This window comes from Pseudomonas sp. FW305-25 (assembly GCF_017351415.1).
Lineage (GTDB): Bacteria > Pseudomonadota > Gammaproteobacteria > Pseudomonadales > Pseudomonadaceae > Aquipseudomonas > Aquipseudomonas chlororaphis.
This window is the reverse complement of sequence record NZ_JACNDE010000005.1, coordinates 1-19314: the sequence shown is the minus strand read 5'-3', so window position 1 is coordinate 19314 and position 19314 is coordinate 1. Positions and strand designations below refer to the sequence as shown.

General features: G+C 59.8%; 15 protein-coding genes and 2 pseudogenes. 7 read left to right on the top strand and 10 right to left on the bottom strand.

What is annotated here, in order from left to right; genetic code table 11:
* Window positions 1-59 precede the first annotated feature (59 nt).
* The 3 genes from J4E58_RS06735 to lptA all read right to left on the bottom strand — a co-directional run bounded on the left by J4E58_RS06735 (window position 60) and on the right by lptA (window position 3608).
* The gene (locus J4E58_RS06735) at window positions 60-1385 is read right to left on the bottom strand and encodes an LLM class flavin-dependent oxidoreductase (RefSeq protein WP_087092128.1); all 1326 of its coding nucleotides are present in this window, start codon (window positions 1383-1385) and stop codon (window positions 60-62) included.
* Between the two features lie 222 nt (window positions 1386-1607).
* On the bottom strand, window positions 1608-2627 hold the full coding sequence (locus tag J4E58_RS06730) for a fimbrial protein (RefSeq protein ID WP_087092129.1): 1020 nt from the start codon (window positions 2625-2627) through the stop codon (window positions 1608-1610).
* 429 nt (window positions 2628-3056) lie between these two features.
* Window positions 3057-3608: a lipopolysaccharide transport periplasmic protein LptA gene (gene lptA, locus J4E58_RS06725; protein WP_087092130.1), complete on the bottom strand. Its 552-nt coding sequence runs from the start codon at window positions 3606-3608 to the stop codon at window positions 3057-3059.
* 426 nt (window positions 3609-4034) lie between these two features.
* Here lptA and J4E58_RS06720 point away from each other — a divergent pair, with 426 nt between their 5' ends.
* Window positions 4035-5018 (top strand): TerC family protein, encoded by a 984-nt coding sequence (locus tag J4E58_RS06720; protein WP_087092131.1) that lies wholly within the window; start codon window positions 4035-4037, stop codon window positions 5016-5018.
* 25 nt (window positions 5019-5043) lie between these two features.
* On the opposite strand, the gene J4E58_RS06715 is transcribed toward J4E58_RS06720, so the two are convergent.
* Window positions 5044-6078, bottom strand: coding sequence for an endonuclease (locus J4E58_RS06715; RefSeq protein ID WP_087092132.1), 1035 nt, complete (start codon window positions 6076-6078; stop codon window positions 5044-5046).
* A 3-nt stretch (window positions 6079-6081) separates the two neighbouring features.
* Window positions 6082-8388 (bottom strand): AAA family ATPase, encoded by a 2307-nt coding sequence (locus J4E58_RS31910; RefSeq protein ID WP_256583224.1) that lies wholly within the window; start codon window positions 8386-8388, stop codon window positions 6082-6084.
* Window positions 8389-8746: 358 nt separating this feature from the next.
* Between J4E58_RS31910 and J4E58_RS06705 the strand changes: the two genes are divergently transcribed.
* The gene (locus tag J4E58_RS06705) at window positions 8747-9418 is read left to right on the top strand and encodes a bifunctional 2-polyprenyl-6-hydroxyphenol methylase/3-demethylubiquinol 3-O-methyltransferase UbiG (RefSeq protein ID WP_087092133.1); all 672 of its coding nucleotides are present in this window, start codon (window positions 8747-8749) and stop codon (window positions 9416-9418) included.
* An 84-nt stretch (window positions 9419-9502) separates the two neighbouring features.
* Here the strand turns inward: J4E58_RS06705 and J4E58_RS06700 are convergent, their stop codons facing one another.
* Entirely contained in the window at window positions 9503-10003 is a 501-nt protein-coding gene (locus tag J4E58_RS06700; protein WP_087092134.1) for a GNAT family N-acetyltransferase, read from the bottom strand.
* Window positions 10004-10204: 201 nt separating this feature from the next.
* On the opposite strand from J4E58_RS06700, the gene J4E58_RS06695 reads away from it, so the two are divergent.
* A complete protein-coding gene (locus J4E58_RS06695) occupies window positions 10205-10969 on the top strand; it encodes a lipopolysaccharide assembly protein LapB (protein ID WP_087092275.1) in 765 nt (254 codons plus the stop codon).
* 70 nt (window positions 10970-11039) lie between these two features.
* Here J4E58_RS06695 and J4E58_RS06690 read toward each other — a convergent pair whose 3' ends face one another.
* Window positions 11040-11948, bottom strand: a complete 909-nt coding sequence (locus tag J4E58_RS06690) for a LysR family transcriptional regulator (protein ID WP_087092135.1) — start codon at window positions 11946-11948, stop codon at window positions 11040-11042.
* Between the two features lie 116 nt (window positions 11949-12064).
* Between J4E58_RS06690 and J4E58_RS06685 the strand changes: the two genes are divergently transcribed.
* The 3 genes and pseudogenes from J4E58_RS06685 to J4E58_RS31905 form a co-directional block, all read left to right on the top strand.
* Window positions 12065-12484: an ester cyclase gene (locus tag J4E58_RS06685; protein ID WP_087092136.1), complete on the top strand. Its 420-nt coding sequence runs from the start codon at window positions 12065-12067 to the stop codon at window positions 12482-12484.
* Window positions 12485-12487: 3 nt separating this feature from the next.
* Window positions 12488-13540 carry an SDR family oxidoreductase gene (locus tag J4E58_RS06680; protein WP_087092137.1) on the top strand — a complete coding sequence of 351 codons (1053 nt, stop codon included), beginning with the start codon at window positions 12488-12490 and terminating at the stop codon, window positions 13538-13540.
* Between the two features lie 96 nt (window positions 13541-13636).
* Window positions 13637-13762, top strand: a pseudogene (locus J4E58_RS31905) (histidine phosphatase family protein); the annotation flags it as partial.
* Window positions 13763-13801: 39 nt separating this feature from the next.
* Here J4E58_RS31905 and J4E58_RS06675 read toward each other — a convergent pair.
* Window positions 13802-14089: a hypothetical protein gene (locus J4E58_RS06675; protein ID WP_087092138.1), complete on the bottom strand. Its 288-nt coding sequence runs from the start codon at window positions 14087-14089 to the stop codon at window positions 13802-13804.
* A gap of 109 nt (window positions 14090-14198) precedes the next feature.
* On the opposite strand from J4E58_RS06675, the pseudogene J4E58_RS31900 reads away from it, so the two are divergent.
* Window positions 14199-14388 (top strand): annotated as a pseudogene (locus J4E58_RS31900) (tRNA (adenine-N(1))-methyltransferase); the annotation flags it as partial.
* Between the two features lie 363 nt (window positions 14389-14751).
* Here J4E58_RS31900 and J4E58_RS06665 read toward each other — a convergent pair.
* The gene (locus J4E58_RS06665; protein WP_087092139.1) at window positions 14752-16626 is read right to left on the bottom strand and encodes a UvrD-helicase domain-containing protein; all 1875 of its coding nucleotides are present in this window, start codon (window positions 16624-16626) and stop codon (window positions 14752-14754) included.
* The gene (locus tag J4E58_RS06660) at window positions 16623-18932 is read right to left on the bottom strand and encodes an AAA family ATPase (protein WP_087092140.1); all 2310 of its coding nucleotides are present in this window, start codon (window positions 18930-18932) and stop codon (window positions 16623-16625) included. The genes J4E58_RS06665 and J4E58_RS06660 overlap by 4 nt, the downstream gene beginning before the upstream one ends.
* Window positions 18933-19314: the final 382 nt, after the last annotated feature.

The window sequence follows — 19314 nt, the reverse complement described above, 5'->3', positions numbered from 1 at the left end:
TGGCTGTCCTTGATCGCGCCGCGGAACCGCCCTGACGGTTAACCCGTGCAATCGCTCGCCTAGGCAAAAAACCGGTTCGCCGGACGTGGCAGCCCGAGGTTTTCGCGCAAGGTGACGCCCTCGTATTCGCGGCGGAAAATTCCTCGCCCCTGCAATTCGGGAACGACCTTGGCGACGAAGTCGTCGAGGCCGCCCGGCAGCCAGGAAAACATGATGTTGAAACCGTCGCTGCCGCGCGTCTCCAGCCATTGCTGCATGTCGTCGGCGATGCTCCGGGCGGTGCCGACAAACGACAGGCCGGCGTATCCACCGAGGCGCTGGGCCAGTTGGCGGACCGTCAGCTGTTCGCGATCGGCCAGGGCCAATACGCGCTCGCGGGCGCTCTGGCTGGCATTGGTCTCGGGAATCGGCGGCAGGAAAGCGTCCGGATCGAATTTCGTTGCGTCCGTGCCCAGGGCGATGGACAGCGAGGCAATCGCGCTCTCGTAGTGCACCAGGCTGTCGAGGTGCGCGCGGATCCGCCGCGCCTCCTCGAGGGTGTCGCCGACCACCACAAAGGCCCCGGGCAGGATCTTCAGGTGTTCGGGGTCGCGGCCGACGGCGAGCATGCGCCGCTTGATATCGGCATAGAACGCCCGGCCCTCCTCCAGCGTGCCGGGAGCAACAAAAATCACCTCCGCCGTTTCCGCGGCCAGCTGGCGCCCGGGCTCCGACGCGCCTGCCTGCACGATCACCGGCCAGCCCTGCACCGGGCGCGCGATGTGCAGCGGCCCGCGCACGTTCAGGTGGCGGCCGGCATGGTCGAGGCGGTGCAGCTTGTCCGGGTCGAAATACACCCCGCTGTCGGCATCGCGCACGAAGGCATCGTCCGCCCAGCTGTCCCAGAGCCCGGTGACCACCTCATAGAACTCCCGCGCCCGGGCATAACGCTGGTCGTGGGCAAAGGCCTGCTCCAGGCCGAAGTTCAGCGCGGCGTCGGGGTTGGCGGTGGTGACGATGTTCCAGCCGGCGCGACCGTTGCTCAAATGATCGAGGGAGGCGAAGCGCCGGGCGATATGAAACGGCTCGTCGTAGGTAGTCGAGGCCGTCGCCACCAGGCCGATGCGTTCGGTCGCCTGGCTAAGGGCGGACAACAGGGTGAAGGGTTCGAACGAGGTGGCGGTATGGCTGCGCTTCAAGGCGTCGATGGGCATGTTGAGCAAGGCCAGGTGATCGGCCATGAAAAACGCATCGAAACGCGCCCGCTCCAGGGTCTGGGCGAAACGCTTGAGGTGGGCGAAGTTGAAGTTGGCATCGCGATAGGCGCCCGGGTAGCGCCAGGCGCCGGTGTGGATGCTGACCGGACGCATGAAGGCGCCCAGCTTGAGTTGGCGTTGCGCAGGCATGGCAAGCTCCTTGTGACGGCTCCTGGGTCAAGCGGCCCCGCAGCATCGACCGGGCGAACTTGGCCTGTCCAATAATCAAAGGTGCTGGCTTATGCCGTTATGGCGCAGCGCGCTGTCCGGCCCTGGACAGCCCCGCCGCTGCGGACGCCCGGAGGGCGGCAAGCATTCGCGGCGGGTTGAGGATGGCTCGGCACGCAGGAACCGCAATCGGCAGCCCAGCCTTCAAAGGTAGCTGAGGACGAAGGTCAGCGTGCCGTCGGCCTTGCCACTGGAAACCTGATTGGCAACCTGGATGTACCGGGCCGCCAGCTTCAACGAATTGATCCCGCCGCTGGCCAGCCCCATCATCTGCGGCTGCCCCAGGAGCATTGGCGTGTGGTTTGCCGTGGAAGCATTGAGCACCTGGATGCCGACCCCTGTCGCCGACTGCGCCGAAGAGGCCAACCTGATGGTCCCCGGGTAGCCACCGACCTGATAGGTATTATCCAGGGTCAGGTTGACCCTGGCTCCCGCATCGCAGCGCAGGTCGATGGAGAAGTTCTTTTCCTGCGTCATGCTGCCCGGGCCGCGAAAGCTGTTCGCATCCACCCTGCCCATCTTCACCAGGATGCTGTTCTCCATCACGAAGCAGGACGACACCGCCACATTGACCAGGGGAAAAGTGAAGGTGTTGAGCTTCTTTTCATACAGACCACCCAGGACAGACTCAGGGCTGCTCATCACCGAGAAGTCCGGAAATCGAAAACTCCCCCCCGCCACATCCCCCAGCTTGATCAACTCGAAGGTGTGTTGGAGCGCGTAATATTTGTCCCCTCCCAGATAGGGAAAGGAGACGCCAGTCATGGGACTGGTGCTGTTGAGATCGGTACTGCTGAACGCATAGTTTCCCATGGGCGCCGACAGGCTCCACCTCAATCCGATCCCACTGTTGCTCGTCCTGAATGCCCCACGACTGACCCCAACCGCCGCATTGGAAGACGACTTGAAGTATTGGGCATAGCTCCCGGTTGGAAAGAAGCGGTTATTACATCGAATAGGGGTCTTGACCTCCACGGATGCCAGTACGCCGCCAACCGGGACGTCCCGTTGCACAACCAGCGAGCTGGAAAAAGGAACACTGATAACAGCGGGACCTAAAGGAAGGCAGACATCGGAAAGGGCGGCGACCGAGTACGGGGAGAACACACTGCCGGCCGCCGTAAGCCCTACAGTCCAGGCACTGAGCCCACGAATGCGGAACAAGAAATACTCCTCAGGAATTGGATGACTTGTGCGGCAACGCTACATAGAAGCCTCGACAGTCGATATAAGATATTTCCTAAAAATCAGCTTCACTCCCCATGATCAATTGGTGAATCTTGCACATGGAAATAATGAAGTCTCCGCGCGACCGCCGGGGTCAGCAATCTGCCCGGAACTGCTGAGGCTATCGCCGAAGACTATAAAGCTGGAACAGGGAGAGGAAATTGCGATCGCTTGAGCGCGGACCCAGGACCAAGACTGCTGGCAAACGATAGGAACAACGCCCTTTTGATCATGAGCAAGTTCATTTCTTTGTTGTTTTAGAGAACGAAACGACAGCACCGAGACTTTTGCGTTTCTAACTATGGTTATGAGCCACATCGCCTGAAGGGGGCAGTCCCTCGATGCGGCGGATCTTGTCAGTGCCCATTACTGGGCCCTTTGCATCTCATTTTTCTTTTTCGGCTGGATGACCATGTCGGTCCGAGGGTGCGGCTCGGTGATCTTGCTACCGGTGGCGCGACCAACACTGGCAATCTGCTTGACGGTGTCGTAGACAATTTTCTCACCCAAGGTGGTATTGCCTGCGCTGATTACTTTGGCTCTGTCGATCAGAATGATGCGGTTCTGCTGGGTCAGATATTGAATGGTCACGGCATATGCCTGGACCGGTTCAGGGTCTGTAGCTTTTTGCAATTGTTCGAAATAGGCCAGGTTGCCCACGGAGGTGACGACATCGACCTCGTTGTGGCTGCCCTTTTTCATGGTGACAGTCACAGTGTCGCCGGTGATCTTCATCGAACCCTGGGTAATGATGACGTTGCCGGTATAAGTAGCAAAACCTTGCCTGTTATCAATTTGACTGCGGTCGGCCTGAACTCGAATGAGTTGCTCACTGTCGTTCGGCAGCCCCCAGGCGTTCATGCTTCCCAGTGCCATGCCCAAGCCAAGTAAAACAGGAAAATATTTAACGAACTTCATGCCATCCACTCAATCACCCCTTGAGAGCGCAACTGATTCGAGCTGCCACAATGCACGATCTTGGTCTTGCAAAAAACGTGGGAATGGAGATTCAGATTGTTCTGAAGAACGCTGGACAGCAACAGCTAGCAACCGACGCCTGCTTCTATACCGAATGGGCCGAAAGCGACTTGAACAAGGCGGCTGGCGCTCACTGAGGCAAAGGCCCACCGAGCTGGGCCCGATTTTCCCCTGCCCCCCTCCGGTCACCACAACGTCGGGCTGGAGTGACCTTTTTTGCTGACCGAATGAACCTCGCGGCAGAACCTTCAGCGACACTTCGTAAATAACGAACCATGGGTGAGGAATAATCGATTTTTCTTCACGGCGATCTCCCCACTAGCATGAACCGTTGGCTCCAGCACACGCCCAGACCGGGAGAACGGCATGCAGTCCCTGCACATCGGCGAACCCTGGATGTGGTTCGCCTTCATCATCTTCGTTCTGGCCATGCTGGCCCTGGACCTGTTTGTCCTCGGCGGACGCAAGGCCCATCGTGTATCGGTACGCGAAGCGTCGTGCTGGGTGATTGCCTGGTCCACGCTGGCGCTGGCCTTCGCGGGATTGCTCTGGTGGTATCTGCAAGGCGAGTTCGGGCCTGAGATCGCCCAACGCAAGACCCTGGAATTCCTTACCGGCTATCTGATCGAGCAGTCGCTGTCGATCGACAACATGTTCATCTTCGTGATGATTTTCAGCTACTTTGCCGTGCCCCCGGAGTTGCAGCGCCGGGTGTTGCTGTACGGTGTGCTCGGGGCGATCGTGATGCGCGGGGCGATGATTTTCGCCGGCGTGTGGCTGGTGTCGCAGTTCGCGTGGCTGCTGTATGCGTTCGGCGTGTTCCTGATCATCTCCGGGATCAAGATGCTGCTGTTCGCCCATCGGCAGCCCGACCTCGCCAGGAACCCCCTGTTGCGCTGGATACAGGACCATCTGCGGATCACCAGCGGCTTTCATGACGAGCGTTTTTTCGTCAAGCAGGACGGTCGGCGCTGGGCCACGCCGATGTTCCTGGTGCTGGTGCTGATCGAGGCCAGCGACCTGATGTTCGCGGTCGACAGCATCCCGGCGATCTTCGCCATCACCACCGACCCGTTCATTGTGTTCACCTCGAACATCTTCGCGATCATGGGCCTGCGTGCCCTGTACTTCCTGCTGGCCGACATGGCCGAGCGCTTCCACCTGCTCAAGTACGGCCTGGCGATCGTGCTGGTGTTCATCGGCAGCAAGATGACGCTGATGCCCTGGCTGCACATGCCGGTGGAATGGTCGCTGGCCACTGTCGGCGGAATCATTCTGGCTTCGGTGCTGCTGAGCCTGATCACCAGTCGCAACAAATCGCCCGACGAGGACCGGATGCGAACTCCGTAGGAGCGCCCGCACGACGCCCCCCTGATCAGGCCAACAGGCGCGCCTTGAAGCCCTCCACCCACTCGCGGACCATGGCCGAGTACGGCGCTTGCGGGCTGGCCAGCGCCTTTATCTGCCCCAGGATCTGCTCCTGAAGAAAGCGCAAGCGCCCGGCGATACGCCTGTCGCGTAACCTGCTGTCCCGATCAGGCCCGTCGACAATCGGGATCTCCGGGTCAAGGTCCAGCTCCTGGGCCATCAGCCCCATTTCCACCGTCAACATTTCCAGGAACTCCAACTGGCGCAGCACGCGTGTGCGCTCCTGCACTAGCCCGAGCCGGTTCAAGCCATAGACATGGATCGATACCGCGCCCCTGAGACTCAGCCCATCGGCCAGGGCCTGTTCGATGACCGATTGCAGTTCCGGCCTGATCCCCGCCACACCGCCAGCCAAGGCCAGGCCACCGCTGTCATGGGCACTGGGTAGCACCAGGCCGATCAGATTGCCGCTATCGACATGAAACCGCAGGTGCTCCTGTGGCTGATCCCGAGACGGATCCAGCAGCAACGCCTGTTCAGCGCTAAAGTCCCGGGCCCCCACCGCTGCTCGCTGGCCGAGGATCGGAAAGCTGTCCTGCTTGCCAGTCTGCATCACACTGGAACGACTGAACGCCTTTCCTTCATTGACCAGGCTGACCAGGCTGGCGGAAAGCCTGGGCGTCACCTGCCCGCTGCGTCGGTTGCAATGGATACAGCTAGGCAACAGGTTTTCCCAGTCCATGGCGATCCACCAGTAGCCGGGATGGTCCGGCTCCTCGTATACGCGCCCCTTGGGTCGGTAGTGTTCGATGTCCACCGGCGCACTGCCATAGTAGAAGCTCTCGCAGTAGGCACATTTGCCATGGAACAACTCATGCAATTGCTTCTTGACGCTGTCTGACCTGTAGACGGCAAAGGCTGGCAATGCCCCCGCTGGCGCATTGAAGTAATCCTGGAGTTTCTGCAGTTCCTTGTTCGCCGGCGATTCGTCTCCCGACATAGCATCGGGAACGGCCACGCTCTCACGACTGACGGCGCGCATGATTCAGAGCCCCTCCAGAATGCCGAGGATGCGCTGCTTGGCCTCGACCCGCAGCTGCCCGAGCTTGTGCGTCGATACCCGCCGCCGATTATCCAGGTACTCGACAACAGCCTCCTGTACCAGCCGTTGGACCTCGGTGGAACCGACCGGCAAGGCAGCGCTGATATTGCGCTCAAGGCTACGCAGCCTTTCCTGCTGTGGCGGCGCCAGCAATTCCCCTCTTCCCCGGGCACCCAGCAGATCCGCCAGGTGAGCCAATTCACGCTCGGTATCTGGCTGGTCAGTAGAGGTCAGGCTGAAAAAGTCCGAGGTGAGCAACTGCTCGACAGTCAGTTGGCTGACCTCCGGCAAGCGGACCAGCTGCTCGACCATCACCGGCCACTGGATATCGGAGCGTTTTTCGCTGGGTACCCGCTGCATGACGATCACCTCACCGTCCTGCATGCCGCGCAGGCACAGCGGATCATGAGTGGTGGCAATAAAGGTGACCTGGGGCAGCGCCTGGCGCAGCGCCCGCATGATCTGGATTTTCCAGCGCGGGTGCAGATGCGCTTCCACTTCGTCGATCAGCACTACCGCCTGGGCCGTTTCCAAGCTTTCGAAATACGGGTTGATACGCCGATTCATCAAGCCCTGGATGATGTCGCAGGCCATCGCCAGTACCGAACGATAACCGGATGAAGCCAGGCTCAGCGGGGTCCGGCACAACAGCTGGTCATCCCCTGCTGCAGTAACGATCAGGCATCGCTGGTTCTGCTCGTCGCGCTCCATGACATCGAACGCACCTTCGATGGACAGGATGCCCCGCAGGGCTTGCACCACAGTGTTGAACTCGTCCGGCTTGAGGCCCAGCAGCCACTTTTCCGGGTTGGACAGCAAGGCTGTCGAGTCGAAAAGGTTGATGATCGATTTGCTCGGGCTGTAGCGCCGCACCTGCTTCTGATATTGCCGGAATGCGCCGTAAGCGAAGACCGGAGGCACAACGTGTGTGCCGTCGTGCCAGAACATCCCCTCCTCAATGGTCAGATCGCGCTTACTACCATCCTGAAACATCGCGACCACGGACGCTGAGCGGCATCGCGGCGCGCGCTCTACCCCCAGCAGTTCCGGGTCCAGGGGCAACGAGGAAATGTCGATCGGCAATTTGCTACAGGCCTTGTCGCCGCTGAGCACCAGGGCCGTGGCTTCCAGGATGGAGCTTTTACCGGCGGCATTTTCGCCAAGTATCAGCAGGGCCGGTTGAGGTGGCTTCGTACCTGAAATCCGCGTCGACTGTACAGCGGGCATCTGCAGTTCGAGCTGCTCGATGCCCTTGAAATTGTTGAAGCGAATCGATGCCAGTGGCGGGTATTCACGTGGCAAGGGTTTCACCCGTTGCGAAGCCGGGACGAATCGCTGTACCACAGACTCTGCCAACTGGGACTCAAGGTCTCCAAACCAGTCGAAGACATCAGCACTATTGGAGAGTGCTCGCAATGTCTCCTCGATACGCTCAGGAGCCAGTACTGCCGGCGAGACCCTGGACTTTGCAAGCGCCAGGACGATACGCCGGCACAGCAGGTACCAGCAGCCGCCAAAGTCCAGCGCGGCGAAATCGAAGAGCATGAACGGCGGGCTTTCGTCCCCCGACCGGAAGAACCAGCTGTCGATCAGTTCGTCAAAATAGCGCTTCAGCTTGATCTTGCGCTGCTTGAGTACCTGCAGACGATTGAGCTTGAAATGCTCGATCGTTACAGCCGCACGCTCGCTCAGCGCATAAAGTTGGCCCGATAGATCGACCGACAGATGGCGGGCCAGGCCGACTTGTTCGCAGGGATCGAGCAGGAGTGGCTGCTCCTTGAGCGGGTAGTCGCGCCATAGCCCCATGTTCTCCTGGGCATAGGCCTCGATCTGCCGCGCCGAAGGCAAAGGCGAGCGGCTGCCCCGAACAGGAAAGTAGTCCGCTCGCTCGGGCTCGCAGCCCTTGCAGATGGCGTAGAGGTTTTCCCAGGCGCTGCTCAGCCAGACGTAATACAGGTGGGCATCCGGCGTTAGCTTCAATGGGCTGGCCTGCGACCTCGGACGAAATCGATAGATGGCCGTGGGGACCTCCGCCCGCTCGCAGAACGCACATTTGCCGTGAAACAGCCGGCTCAGACCAAGACGGACGGAGTCTTCATTCAGATCGACAAGCGATTCCGGGACCCGACTCTGTGCCCTCTTGGTCTTGTCAGCCAGGAAATAATCGACCAGTACCTGCCTGTCGGCGTTGGCCTCCCGGCTCTGCAACAGGCTTGGCGGTGGTACGGAACTACGATCGAAGTACTGCATGACTCTCCTCCTTGAGAGACGGGCGGATGCTGTCGCGCCGTCTTGCGAAAGTCGGCAACTCTAATCGGCGTGAGCCAAAAAGTAGAGGCGTTTTTCATCTCCAGCGCCCTCCGCCTCAGAACGCTATATCCATTAAAAAAGGCGCTGGGATTTTCACTCCAGGCGCCTTGCTTCCCGCAACTGAGCTATCCGCCGACAAGCCCCACCAGCCAGGACAGGTCCGCGGCTTCAATCAGCTTGGCATAGGGCCCGACATGGAACGATGTATTGGCGAACGATGTATTGGACCCGGGCGCCCCGCCTGCTAACGTCAGCGCTAGCGACCCCGTAGCCCCCACCACTGACGCTGGACACCGACATGCCGACTCCCGAATCCACCCTGCTGCACAGCTGGCACCACAATGCCCAGGCCTGGATCGACGCCATTCGCGGCGGCGCCATTCAAAGCCGCGTCGAGGTCACCGACCAGGCGATCCTGCTGGCGGTGCTGGGCCGCCAGCCCGAGCGCGTGCTCGACCTGGGGTGCGGCGAAGGCTGGCTGTTGCGCGCCCTGGCGCAACGGGGCATCGAGGCGGTCGGGGTGGATGGCGATGCGGCCCTGGTGGAGGCGGCGCGGGCGGCGGGCTCGGCAACGGTGCATGTGGCCAGCTATGCAGCGCTGGCGGAAGCGCAAGTAGACATCGGCCGCGACTACGAGCTGATCTGCGCCAACTTCGCCCTGCTGCACCAGGACATCATCCCGCTGCTGGCCGCCATGCACGCCCTGCTCGCCCCGGGCGGCGCGCTGGCGATCCAGACCCTGCATCCGTGGAGCGCCGCGGCCGGCGACTACCAGGATGGCTGGCGCGAAGAGACCTTCGCCGGCTTCAAGGGTCAGTGGCAACCCATGCCCTGGTACTTCCGCACCCTGTCCAGCTGGCTCAACGCCCTGGACATGGCCGGCTTCCAGCTCGCCAGCCTGCAGGAACCGCAGCACCCGCAAAGCCCGGTGCCGCAGTCGTTGCTGTTGGTGGCCGAGCGGCGCGGGTAAGCGCTATCCGGCTGACTGACGCGACGTAGCGGTTACAGGCCAGCAGTCAGAGTCGCGAGTGCGGTAAAGGGCCACAGCCCTTATCTAGATCGGGAGAACGAACCGGCGCTCGGCTCCCGCCTTGCCGTCTTCTGCGGGCTGCTCCGGCAAGAACCCGCAGCGTTCCACGACCTTGGTCGAGCCGAGATTTTCCTTGTAGACATAAGCCACCAGCTGCGTCAGTTGCCAGCGCGTCCGCGCTTGCTCGATCAGTTGCCGCAGCGCCTGTGTCGCAAGCCCCTGGCCGCAGGCGCTTTGGGCAATCCGATAGCCGACTTCGGCGGAGCGCTGCGCGGTATCGATGTTTTTCAGGTTGGCGCGACCGATGATGTTTCCGCTGCAATCCTCGATCACCAAGGGATACCAGGTGCCGGCCGCGAAAGCGGCCAGGTAGCCCTCGATATGCTCGGCGACGCCCTGCAACGAATAAAAGGCCGGGGCGCGCGCCTCGATATGGGATTCGAACCACTCACGGTTCCGGGTTTCGAACGCCAGCAGCGCTTGCGTATCGGTACGGCTTAGCTCGCGCATTTTGAATGGCGGCATACACACCTCTGCTTTTTTCATGGGTAACTGCAAGGACTTGCCCACCTGTTGGCCGTTCCTGCAGGAACTTCAGGGTACGGGCCAGGTCGATAGCAGCCCCTTCATCGGTCATGACGGGACAGTGAACAAACCCCCGGCCGAGCAGCGCTGAAGGCCTGTTTTACGCCAGTGCCGTCGATGATCAACCGAGTCTGCCCCCTGATGCCAACCAAGAGTTTTCTGCCGGGTCTGATCCTGGCGCTCTGCGCAGCCGCGTCGCATTGTTCGGTTGCGGCCGAGCGCAAAGCCTCTCAGCAAAGTAACAACGCTTCAACAACCCTGATTGAATCCGCCTCGCAGCAGTATGCAGATGGCCAGTTGGACCGGGCCGCCGCCACGCTGGAGCGTGCATTGCATATCCAGCCGAACAATCCCGCGACGCTGCATTACCTCGGCGTGTTGCGTCTCCAGCAGGGGCAGTATCAGCAGGCTGAAGCGCTGGCGACGCGCTCCAATATGCGGGTTGGTCGCAACCTCGCGTTACGCAATCGCAACCTCCAATTGATCCAGGCGGCGCAGAAGGCCCTGGCGTCGAATAACCCACCCAACGCCGACGAGCGTCTGGTTGCCGTACGGGAGGGCCTGGAAGAAGAGGTTAAAAGGCGCCGTGCAGCAGAAACTGTCGCGGCTGAGCAGCCCACTCCGGACACTGAGCGCCGCACTGAGAGCTTCACCCGCGAAGCGGCGCAGAGCGCAGCAGACTGGCCGACGGATGGCAGGCCAAGCCCCGAAGGGCAACTGCGAATGACGTCCGCCGAGCCAGCCCCCAGGTACGAGGAGATTGAGATTCCCCGTGGCCATCGGCCGCCTCCGGGTAAATGTCGAATCTGGTTTCCCGATCGCCCGCCGGGGCATCAGCCCAAACCCGGCAAATGCAAGAAGCTGCGCGATCGGGTTCCGTCCGGAGCCTACCTGGTGCAGGGTTGAGTTTCCGAGTGCCTGCTTCTGACCGCGCTCTGCCGATCATGCATAACACACAGGAAAACCGGGGGTCGCTTCACCCCTCAGCCCTCGCCCCCAAGGCGTCACTTTCAACCGTTTCCAGGGCAAGGGCGTCGAGCAGCACCTGCTGCAGAATGGCAAAGAAACAGCTGATATGAGCCTGCTTCAATGCCTGTGGCCGGGTCACCAGGTAGACCTCCATATCAGGAAGCTGGAGCTGCGGGAACAAGCCGACCAGGTCCTGCGCCAGAACACGCGGCAGTACCGCCACCCCCAGGCCACGCCTCACCGCGTCCAGCTGCAGGGCGAACGAGTTCACGCTGATCTGCGCGCGCTCCAGGCCGGCGGCCTTGGCCGCGCGCACTTGCGGCAACATGTCCAGCGGCGGCAGCAGGCCGATATTGACGGCCGTGGCCGGCGTCACATGTGGAAACCGCCGCAGATAATCCGCAGCGGCGAAGACCCCGTAGGCGAGCCGGCCCATGGGTCGATAAATCAATGACGGCTCGCCCAGGTGCGCGGTGCGCACCGCAATATCGGCCACGCCGCGCACGATCTTGTGAAAGTCGGCGGCTACCAGCAATTCCACCGTGCAACGCGGGTGAAGCGCGGTGAAGCGACTCGCAGCCTCCAGCACGCACGACGCAAAGCCCTCCCCCGCACTGACCAGGACACTGCCCGACAGCTCGCTGTCCAGCGCGGACAGGCCGGTTACGGTTTGCCGCCTCAAGCCCGCTTCCGCCGCCTGGGCGACCTCCACCAGGGACTGGCCCCGCGAGGTCAACCGGCATCCTTCGACACCACGCTCGACGAGCGGCTCGCCCAGCGCCTCCTCAAGCTGGGTCAACCGACGGGACACGGTAGACGCCGCGATCCCCAGCAACTGGCCCGCTTGCAGAAAGCTGCCACGCCGCGAGACGGCCAACAACAGGCGAAGATCGTCCCAATTCGCTTCCGACACCATGTTTCATCTGCTCCCTGATTTGCATATATGCAAAGCCATTATGCAGGAGTCGCTGTTTTTCGAGAGGGGGCTCGACGGTATATCTACAGGCCCTGGAAACGACTGGAATGGACTGTATGCCGATTGGCCCCAACGACTATGCGCAACACGCCGCCAATGCCTTCAACCGCCGCGATGTGGAGGCGCTGCTGGCGCTGGTGAGCGAAGACTTCACCTACCTCGATGGCATGGGGATACAAGTGGGCCGCGAGGCCATGCGCCAACGAGAAACCGCGTTGTTCGAAGCCTTCCCCGATGCCCACGTGATCTTCAACCCGTTCGCCGTCGGGGCCGATCGTCTGGCGCTGACGGCCATGCTGAGCGGCACCTTTGCAGCGCCCCTGGTGCTGCCGGACCGAGTGCTTGCGCCCCATGGACGCTTTATTGCCGTGCACTACGCCGCACACTTCACCTTCAAGGACGGGTTGGCCATCCATCAAGAGGTGTTCTTCGACAGCGCGGTGTTGATGCCGTCAGCCGAACCGAGTGAGGGTTGAGCCATGCGTCGTGCATTCGTGACCGGCGCCACCGGTCTGCTGGGCAACAACCTGGTGCGTGAATTGCTCGCGCGTGGCTGCGCGGTCAAGGCCCTGGTGCGCTCGAGGGCCAAGGGTGAACAGCAGTTCAAGAACCTGTCGGGCGTGGAACTGGTCGTTGGCGACATGGGCGATGTCGAGGCCTTCGCCGCGGCCCTGCGAGGCTGCGATACGGTGTTTCACACCGCGGCGTTCTTTCGCGACAACTACAAGGGCGGCAGCCACTGGCAGGAACTGGAAAAGATCAATGTCATCGGCACCCGGGAACTGCTCGACCAGGCCTACCGCGCCGGTATCCGCCGGTTCATCCATACGTCCTCGATTGCCGTGCTCGACGGTGCGCCTGGCAGCTCCATCGATGAGAGCTGCCTGCGCGCCGACGCCAACGCGGATGGCTACTACCGCAGCAAGATCCTCGCCGACCGTGCCGTCCTGGCGTTCCTCGAGGCCCATCCCGAGATGCAGGCCTGCATGGTCCTGCCGGGCTGGATGTGGGGCCCTGGCGACCTGGGCCCGACCTCCTCGGGGCAGTTGGTCAACGATGTCCTGCACGGCAAGTTGCCCGGGCTGATCCCCGGCAGCTTTTCCGTCGTCGATGCCCGCGATGTGGCCTTGGCGCAGATTGCCGCGGCCAGGCACGGGCGGCGAGGCGAACGTTATCTGGCCGCAGGCCGGCACATGACCATGGCCGAGCTGATGCCTGTACTCGGGCGTATCGCCGGGGTCAAGACCCCTGCTCGCTACGTGCCGCTGCCCCTTCTCTACACCCTGGCGGCGGTGCAGGAGGTCTACGCGCGCCTGACCGGCAGGCCCATCCTGCTGAGCCTGGCCACCTTGCGCCTGTTGGTCCGGGAGAAGGATCGCAGCCGTTTCAACCACCGCAAGAGCGAACAAGAACTGGGCCTGAACTTTCGAGCGCTGGAGCTGACGATTAGCGACACCGTGGCGTGGTACCGCGACCGCGACTGGTTTGAAACCCTGGGTGCAAGACACGCCCGCGCCATGGCCGAAGACTGACTTGTTGCCGATGGCGTGACCGTCGAGCCTCAAAGCCGCTGGTCTCGCCTCGCATGTCTACAGTTTCGTACTGGCACCAGAACGATGCCTCGAACGCTCGGCCATGGCTTCATGAATCGACTGATCGCCAGGCAACTGGAGGCACAAGGATGGGTTCGCCAGACACCTAATGGCGGCAGCCGCTATTGGAGCGCGACGGTGTATCGGTATGGCGGTGATTAAGCGGTGGCCGGCGGAGCATTCCGGGCGTTCAATCCATGGCTATTTTTTCCCGCAGGTTTCCACATCGTCCTGAAGGGTCAAGGCAGTGTCGATGCCCAGCCGGTAGCGGCAGTAGTCGATGATCCAGCGTCGCTCCTGCTCGGTGAGGCGCTCGACTCTCCTGATCTCGCCATCGTTGGCGTGCAGGTTGTAGAACTTCATTTGAAGCGTCGGATGCTGCTTTATAAACACGATCGTCTCTATATCGCCATCCTCGAGCGCCTGGTAGTAGCCGACATAGAACACCGCCAGCAGCGTCAGGGCGGTTGCGATCAACAGTGTTTTCATGAGCGCGGCATCGCTGGCAGCCGTTGGGTCTTCATCCTGATGTTCCTGGCCTTTTTCGAGACGGGCGATATAAGCACAAGAGTGCGTGGTCAGGTACATCTCCTCTTGGACGATTCGCGACATCCTCGACAGCGGCCAGGAGCGCCCGGTCCAGCATCCCAACAGCGGCTGCGCCAATGGCTAATGGAAAACGGCTACCGCATCCTGGACGAGGAAGTGGCGCGGGAAAACCGCTTCAATTACGAAATCAACGTCGCCGATGCGCCGGGTCGATGATCTACAGCGCCAAGGAGCTGTACAGCATGGTTGATGGAGTGGCTGGCGGATGCGAGACGGGATGGGGGCGTTTGCTGAGCGTCGCGATAGGCTGGAATCGGCCAAAAGCAGACGTTAGCGAACGCACAGTATCGCCCCAAACGGGTCGATCGCGGCGTCTATGAATACCGAGGTTATTCATTGTGCCTTGATCGGTAGATCTAATAACTCGTCCTCTGGATTCCCTGTGAGCCGCTTTCCTGCTTGCATATGTGCGATGAAACAGTTCTTCGGAAAGGACGGCGCATTGGTGTTTGAGATCCGTTTGCATGACTCTTCAGTGGACAAAGTACGTTAGTGACATAATGTGGGCCTGAGCGCCTGTGCCCGTCCCCTCAAGAGTTGCTTTAAAGCACTACGACCTCTTCGGCTGTCAACCAGCCAGCGTCAATGACTCTCTCCCTCGCAACCTCCGGCTGAGCGCTGTAGACCACGATGGCCAAGCTCTCCTCTGCGCGACTGCAGGTGACGTACAGAAGCCTTCGTGTGCGTGAAAGCGACGTGTCTTTACCCTCGCTCTCATTCTTCATATCTGTGGCGGAGGCAGGTGTAACACCTAGCAATTTCTCATAACTGAACAGAAAACCACCGGCTTCTTCGTCGTTCAGGATGACCATCACCCGGGGAAACTCCAGGCCTTTGACGCCCTGGTGGGTACCGTACGGCGAGAGGCCATTTGCGTATCCTGCGAAGGCTGCCATCTCTGAGTAACGACGCCCCAGGACAACCCGATAAGCATGGATTTCAAGCGCCTCACGATCGGACGTTTCTGGTGCTGGGTCTGCAGTGGCACCTTGATCCATTGCAGCAACGAGTCGATCAGGCAGCGCAAGCAAACCCGAACTCTGGAGGAGTTGAGCAACCTCTTCAATCAAGGGATTGTTATCTCTGAGCATCTCGCAGAGTGCATGGGTCGCCACTCCAACAGACTCCAGCAGCTCGAATTGATTGTTGCCAGCAGCCTCCAGGTACTTAGGATCAAGCAAAGGAGAGCGCAGCCGCACCGCCTCCATGAGCGTGAAATCATCCGAACTGGCTGCGGCGACGATTGGAGCGACCCCATCGAAGAAAACCTTGAGGATGGGTAGCGTACCGTCCATCAGCGCGGTATTCAGATGTGCAACGGCATAGAGCGGAGCGAACACGCCCTCAAACCCCATCCGACGGGCAGCCATCTTGTGCTCTAGGATCAGCGTCTTGCGGCCATCTTTGCCGGTGGACCACTGAGCATCACCTGTGATCTCTTCCATTTGCTCAGCGATCTGGTCTTCCAAGCTGAAATCCTGCCCGGGCGCTTGCCGGGTGCAGAACATACGCACGGCACCTTGGGCAGCGTCCTGCTTTGGTATCTGCAGATGATCATCGGCACCAGCGCGGATATCATTGATCAATTTGACAACTCTAATCGGGCAACGGCGATTGATACGTTTTTCAGGCTTGGCCCAATCTGATGGTATCGCCTCATCAAGCCCTAGCTTCCCGTCGTTATAGATACGCTGCATCGTATCGCCGAGCAGTCCTAGGCAAAATCTCCCAGGAATCGCTGCCTGAGCTTTCAGAAATGCATCCATGAGAGCGCCATTCGTATCTTGGCTTTCATCGATGAGCAGCACCGGATGCCGATCCGCCATAACATCGAGTAAAGGCGGCTGGGGTAAAAACGCTGCAGCCATCTGGATGACTTCACTGTGGTTCAGCGATTGCCTACTTACGTTGTCTCCTGTCGGACTGTAGGTAAATTCAGGAATTTCATCCAGGACCGCCAAACGACGAGCTTTGCTATCCCGGCTCGACTGGTTAGCCTGGGACGTCTTGTTCACTGATCTCGCCCGACCGAGCCTGTCGTCCAATTCAGCAATGTCGCTCGCAAGCTTGATACGTAACCATTCACGAATATCGTCGTTGAAGCCCTTGATCATCTTCCAAGAGAAAGCATGAATGGTTGAAACCTCTACCAACGGATCGTGCTCAAGGCGACGTGCGATTTCCTCACAGGCTGCGTTGGTGTACGTGATGATCGCTATTTGCCGCCCCTCAAACGTGAGGCGCTGACGCTCACGTTCCTTGAGTGATTTCACCGCTACGACGAGTGAGTGGGTCTTACCTGAGCCGGCACCGGCGTATAGGAAGAAACTGCGTGGCGTCTCCAGATTCAGGCATTCCTGGATAACGTCATCCGCAGTCAACGTTACTTCATCGGCGACATCCTTTATGGCACTCATTCAGGAGTCACCTCAACACTGGCCGTCGGGATAATCAAGAGCTCCTTGCTCTTCTTCTGCAGCTTTTCCTCTAACCAGACGAGCCCTTCCCGGATGTACTCTGGAACAGCGACCTTGGCGAAGTCGGGATCTCCAAGCACCTGTAGCGCGAACTCCGCCTTGTCACCCGACCTGAGCGCATCGAACAAAGCCTTACCTAGGTCGTCTACAGTTGCAGAATCACGCAGCGCTTTGGCGAAGGCCTTGGTCAGACCCCGCCCCTGCTTCGTTGCAAAGTGCTGCACATTGCTCAGCACCAGACTGTCCTCAAACGTGTTGGGTATCGCCTGGGCTTCACCTTCAGTCTTAGGCAGAACGATGTGGATGGGTGTCTGATACGCAATGCGGATCGCAAACAAGTGATCTATCTGCTGCGATTTTTGCTTCTCATCCAGATCCAGCAGGGTGTCGACATCGTGCCCTATTCCAAGGGCGCTCACCCAACTACGCAAGGTGGGGTTGTTGGTTTCTTGTTTGGCCTTGCGTTTGACGGGTACCGCTGTTTTCTTCAGTCCGGCGTCCAAATCCGTGATAACCAGGGTCACAATTCCCAGCGCATCGACTAATGGCCTCAGGCGATGTGCGTGACTGCCTCCAATATCCAGGATGGTAATGTAGCAACGATCAAGGAACGGAAATTGACTGCGTAAAAAATGCGGCAACATCATTCTCTCCGCAGCGCCTTCAACCAAGATCACCGCGTCAGCGAAGAACAGATCGGCATGCTGCGCCCGCAAGTAACGAGTCACGAACTCCTTGGTTTGCCTGTGACGGTTTTTGTCGCCGAACACTGCGCTCAAGTTAGAAACGGTGGACACCGGGATGGGTACACCGGCCATTCCTGCGGGTAGCCTTCGGAAATACCGAAGGTTTGCATAATCCGTCTCGTGAGCGACATGGCTGGAGTGAGAGCTGACCACCAGCTGTGTTTTGAGCCTCGGGTATTTCTTGAGAAGCGGCTCATTACATAGGACGTGATAGGCGTGTTTGATGAATGCCTGCTGCACTTGGACATGAAGATGAGCCTCAGGCTCCTCAACCAGCACGAGGTGGATCGGCTCGATGCCGGCGTCGGACTGCTCCTCGGTATTTTTGTACTTCCTCAGCCACTCATCCCGAAATGCCATCAACTGGAAAATCATCGAGATCAGGTTCTGATAACCGAGGCCGTTGGATGTTTCGGGGAGGCGCATGGGAGGAGCGCCGGGTGCGCCTGCGACTGAATCCAACTCGAACAGCACCGCAGCTTCATGGTTCATGCCGTCCGTAGGAGAAAGCCGGGTTTCTACCCTGATTGCCGGGTCAGTAGTGTTCGGATAGCCCAGACCTGCCACCTCTATAAGGGCCGGAGCGAAACTGGAGGTTAGTCGGGAGTCGAATGCCGACTGTGCAGCTTGAATGGCTGTAAGCGCCTCCAAGTCCGAAATATCCGGGCTGTCACCAGGATCGAGATGCCGACTGTAGTAAGCACGCAACTGCTCAGTCAGTTTTTTCCCTGAACCACCTCGCCCCTCAGTGATGGACTCCTCGGCGCTATCACCGAAGCCGCGCTGCGCATTGATCTCGTGCACGCGTATGAGATCGGTCAGCGGATTACTCTCCAGCGGAAGTGCATTCGCAGACAGTGCTTGCAGGCTTGCGTGACGAGTCTTGGGATCCGGTTCGCAGAGCTGCGCCGGGTCGAGACGATACCAGCGTATGGTAAACATCGCCCCCAAGCGCCGGTTAAGGTAGTCATGCAGGCTTTGCGGCCAAAGTGACAGCGTGGGCGGGGTTTTTCCTTCCTCGGTCTTGCTCAAGATCTCCTGCAACAGCGTTTTGACCCGATTACGCTCTTTCCGGTAATCGGTGAAGAGTTTGGCCATGTCCTTGGGCTCAAGTCGAAAACGCATCCCGACGCAGCCACCTTTCCAGGCAAAATTGGGAATCAGATCCTTGATGTAGTGCAGCTCCCCTTTCGAGGCTTCCACCCATAGATCGAGAGTGGGTAACCAATGCGTCCACTGGTTTGCCGCTGGTATCTCGAAGGTTTCGTCAGCCTCTTCCCACTCGGCACCAATGTCATTAATGGTCGTGAGGTGGGCAAGCGTTAAATCCTGGAGGCGAAAAGCAGTCGCTTTCGAGAGCAGGAATTTACGCAACGCCAACATTGCGGAGGACTTACCACTGTTGTTGGCCCCGACCAACAGGGTAGTGGTGCTCGCCAGGTCGATTCGAACGGACAGGAGCTTGCGGAAATTCGCGATCTCCAAATACTGGATCTGCATAGCCTCTTCCTTGTAACGGCTGAAGGTAATTCGCCGGGCTGATGATTTCTGAGACTCTAGCCCAGCACCTGCCGCGCTCCAATAGACGTAGTGAATTTCTGCCACTGCGTTGTGGTAAGAGGACGGCAGTGATCACGAGCCAATTTCGATCAGCGCGCACATGCACGGATGACGCACCTTGGCCCGCCGTACACTGATGTCAGACGCGCTTTGCCTGGGTCTCTACTACCCCTCCGGCAGTAACTCAAGCATAGCTATAAATGAGTTATCGCTCAGTCCATCGGCTCCTTTTGGCCGACAGCGGTAGCATGCCAATGTCCGCTTTTGGCCGATTACTACCTTTCGCGAATGACCGCTTTTGGGGTGTTCGCGGTATCTTATT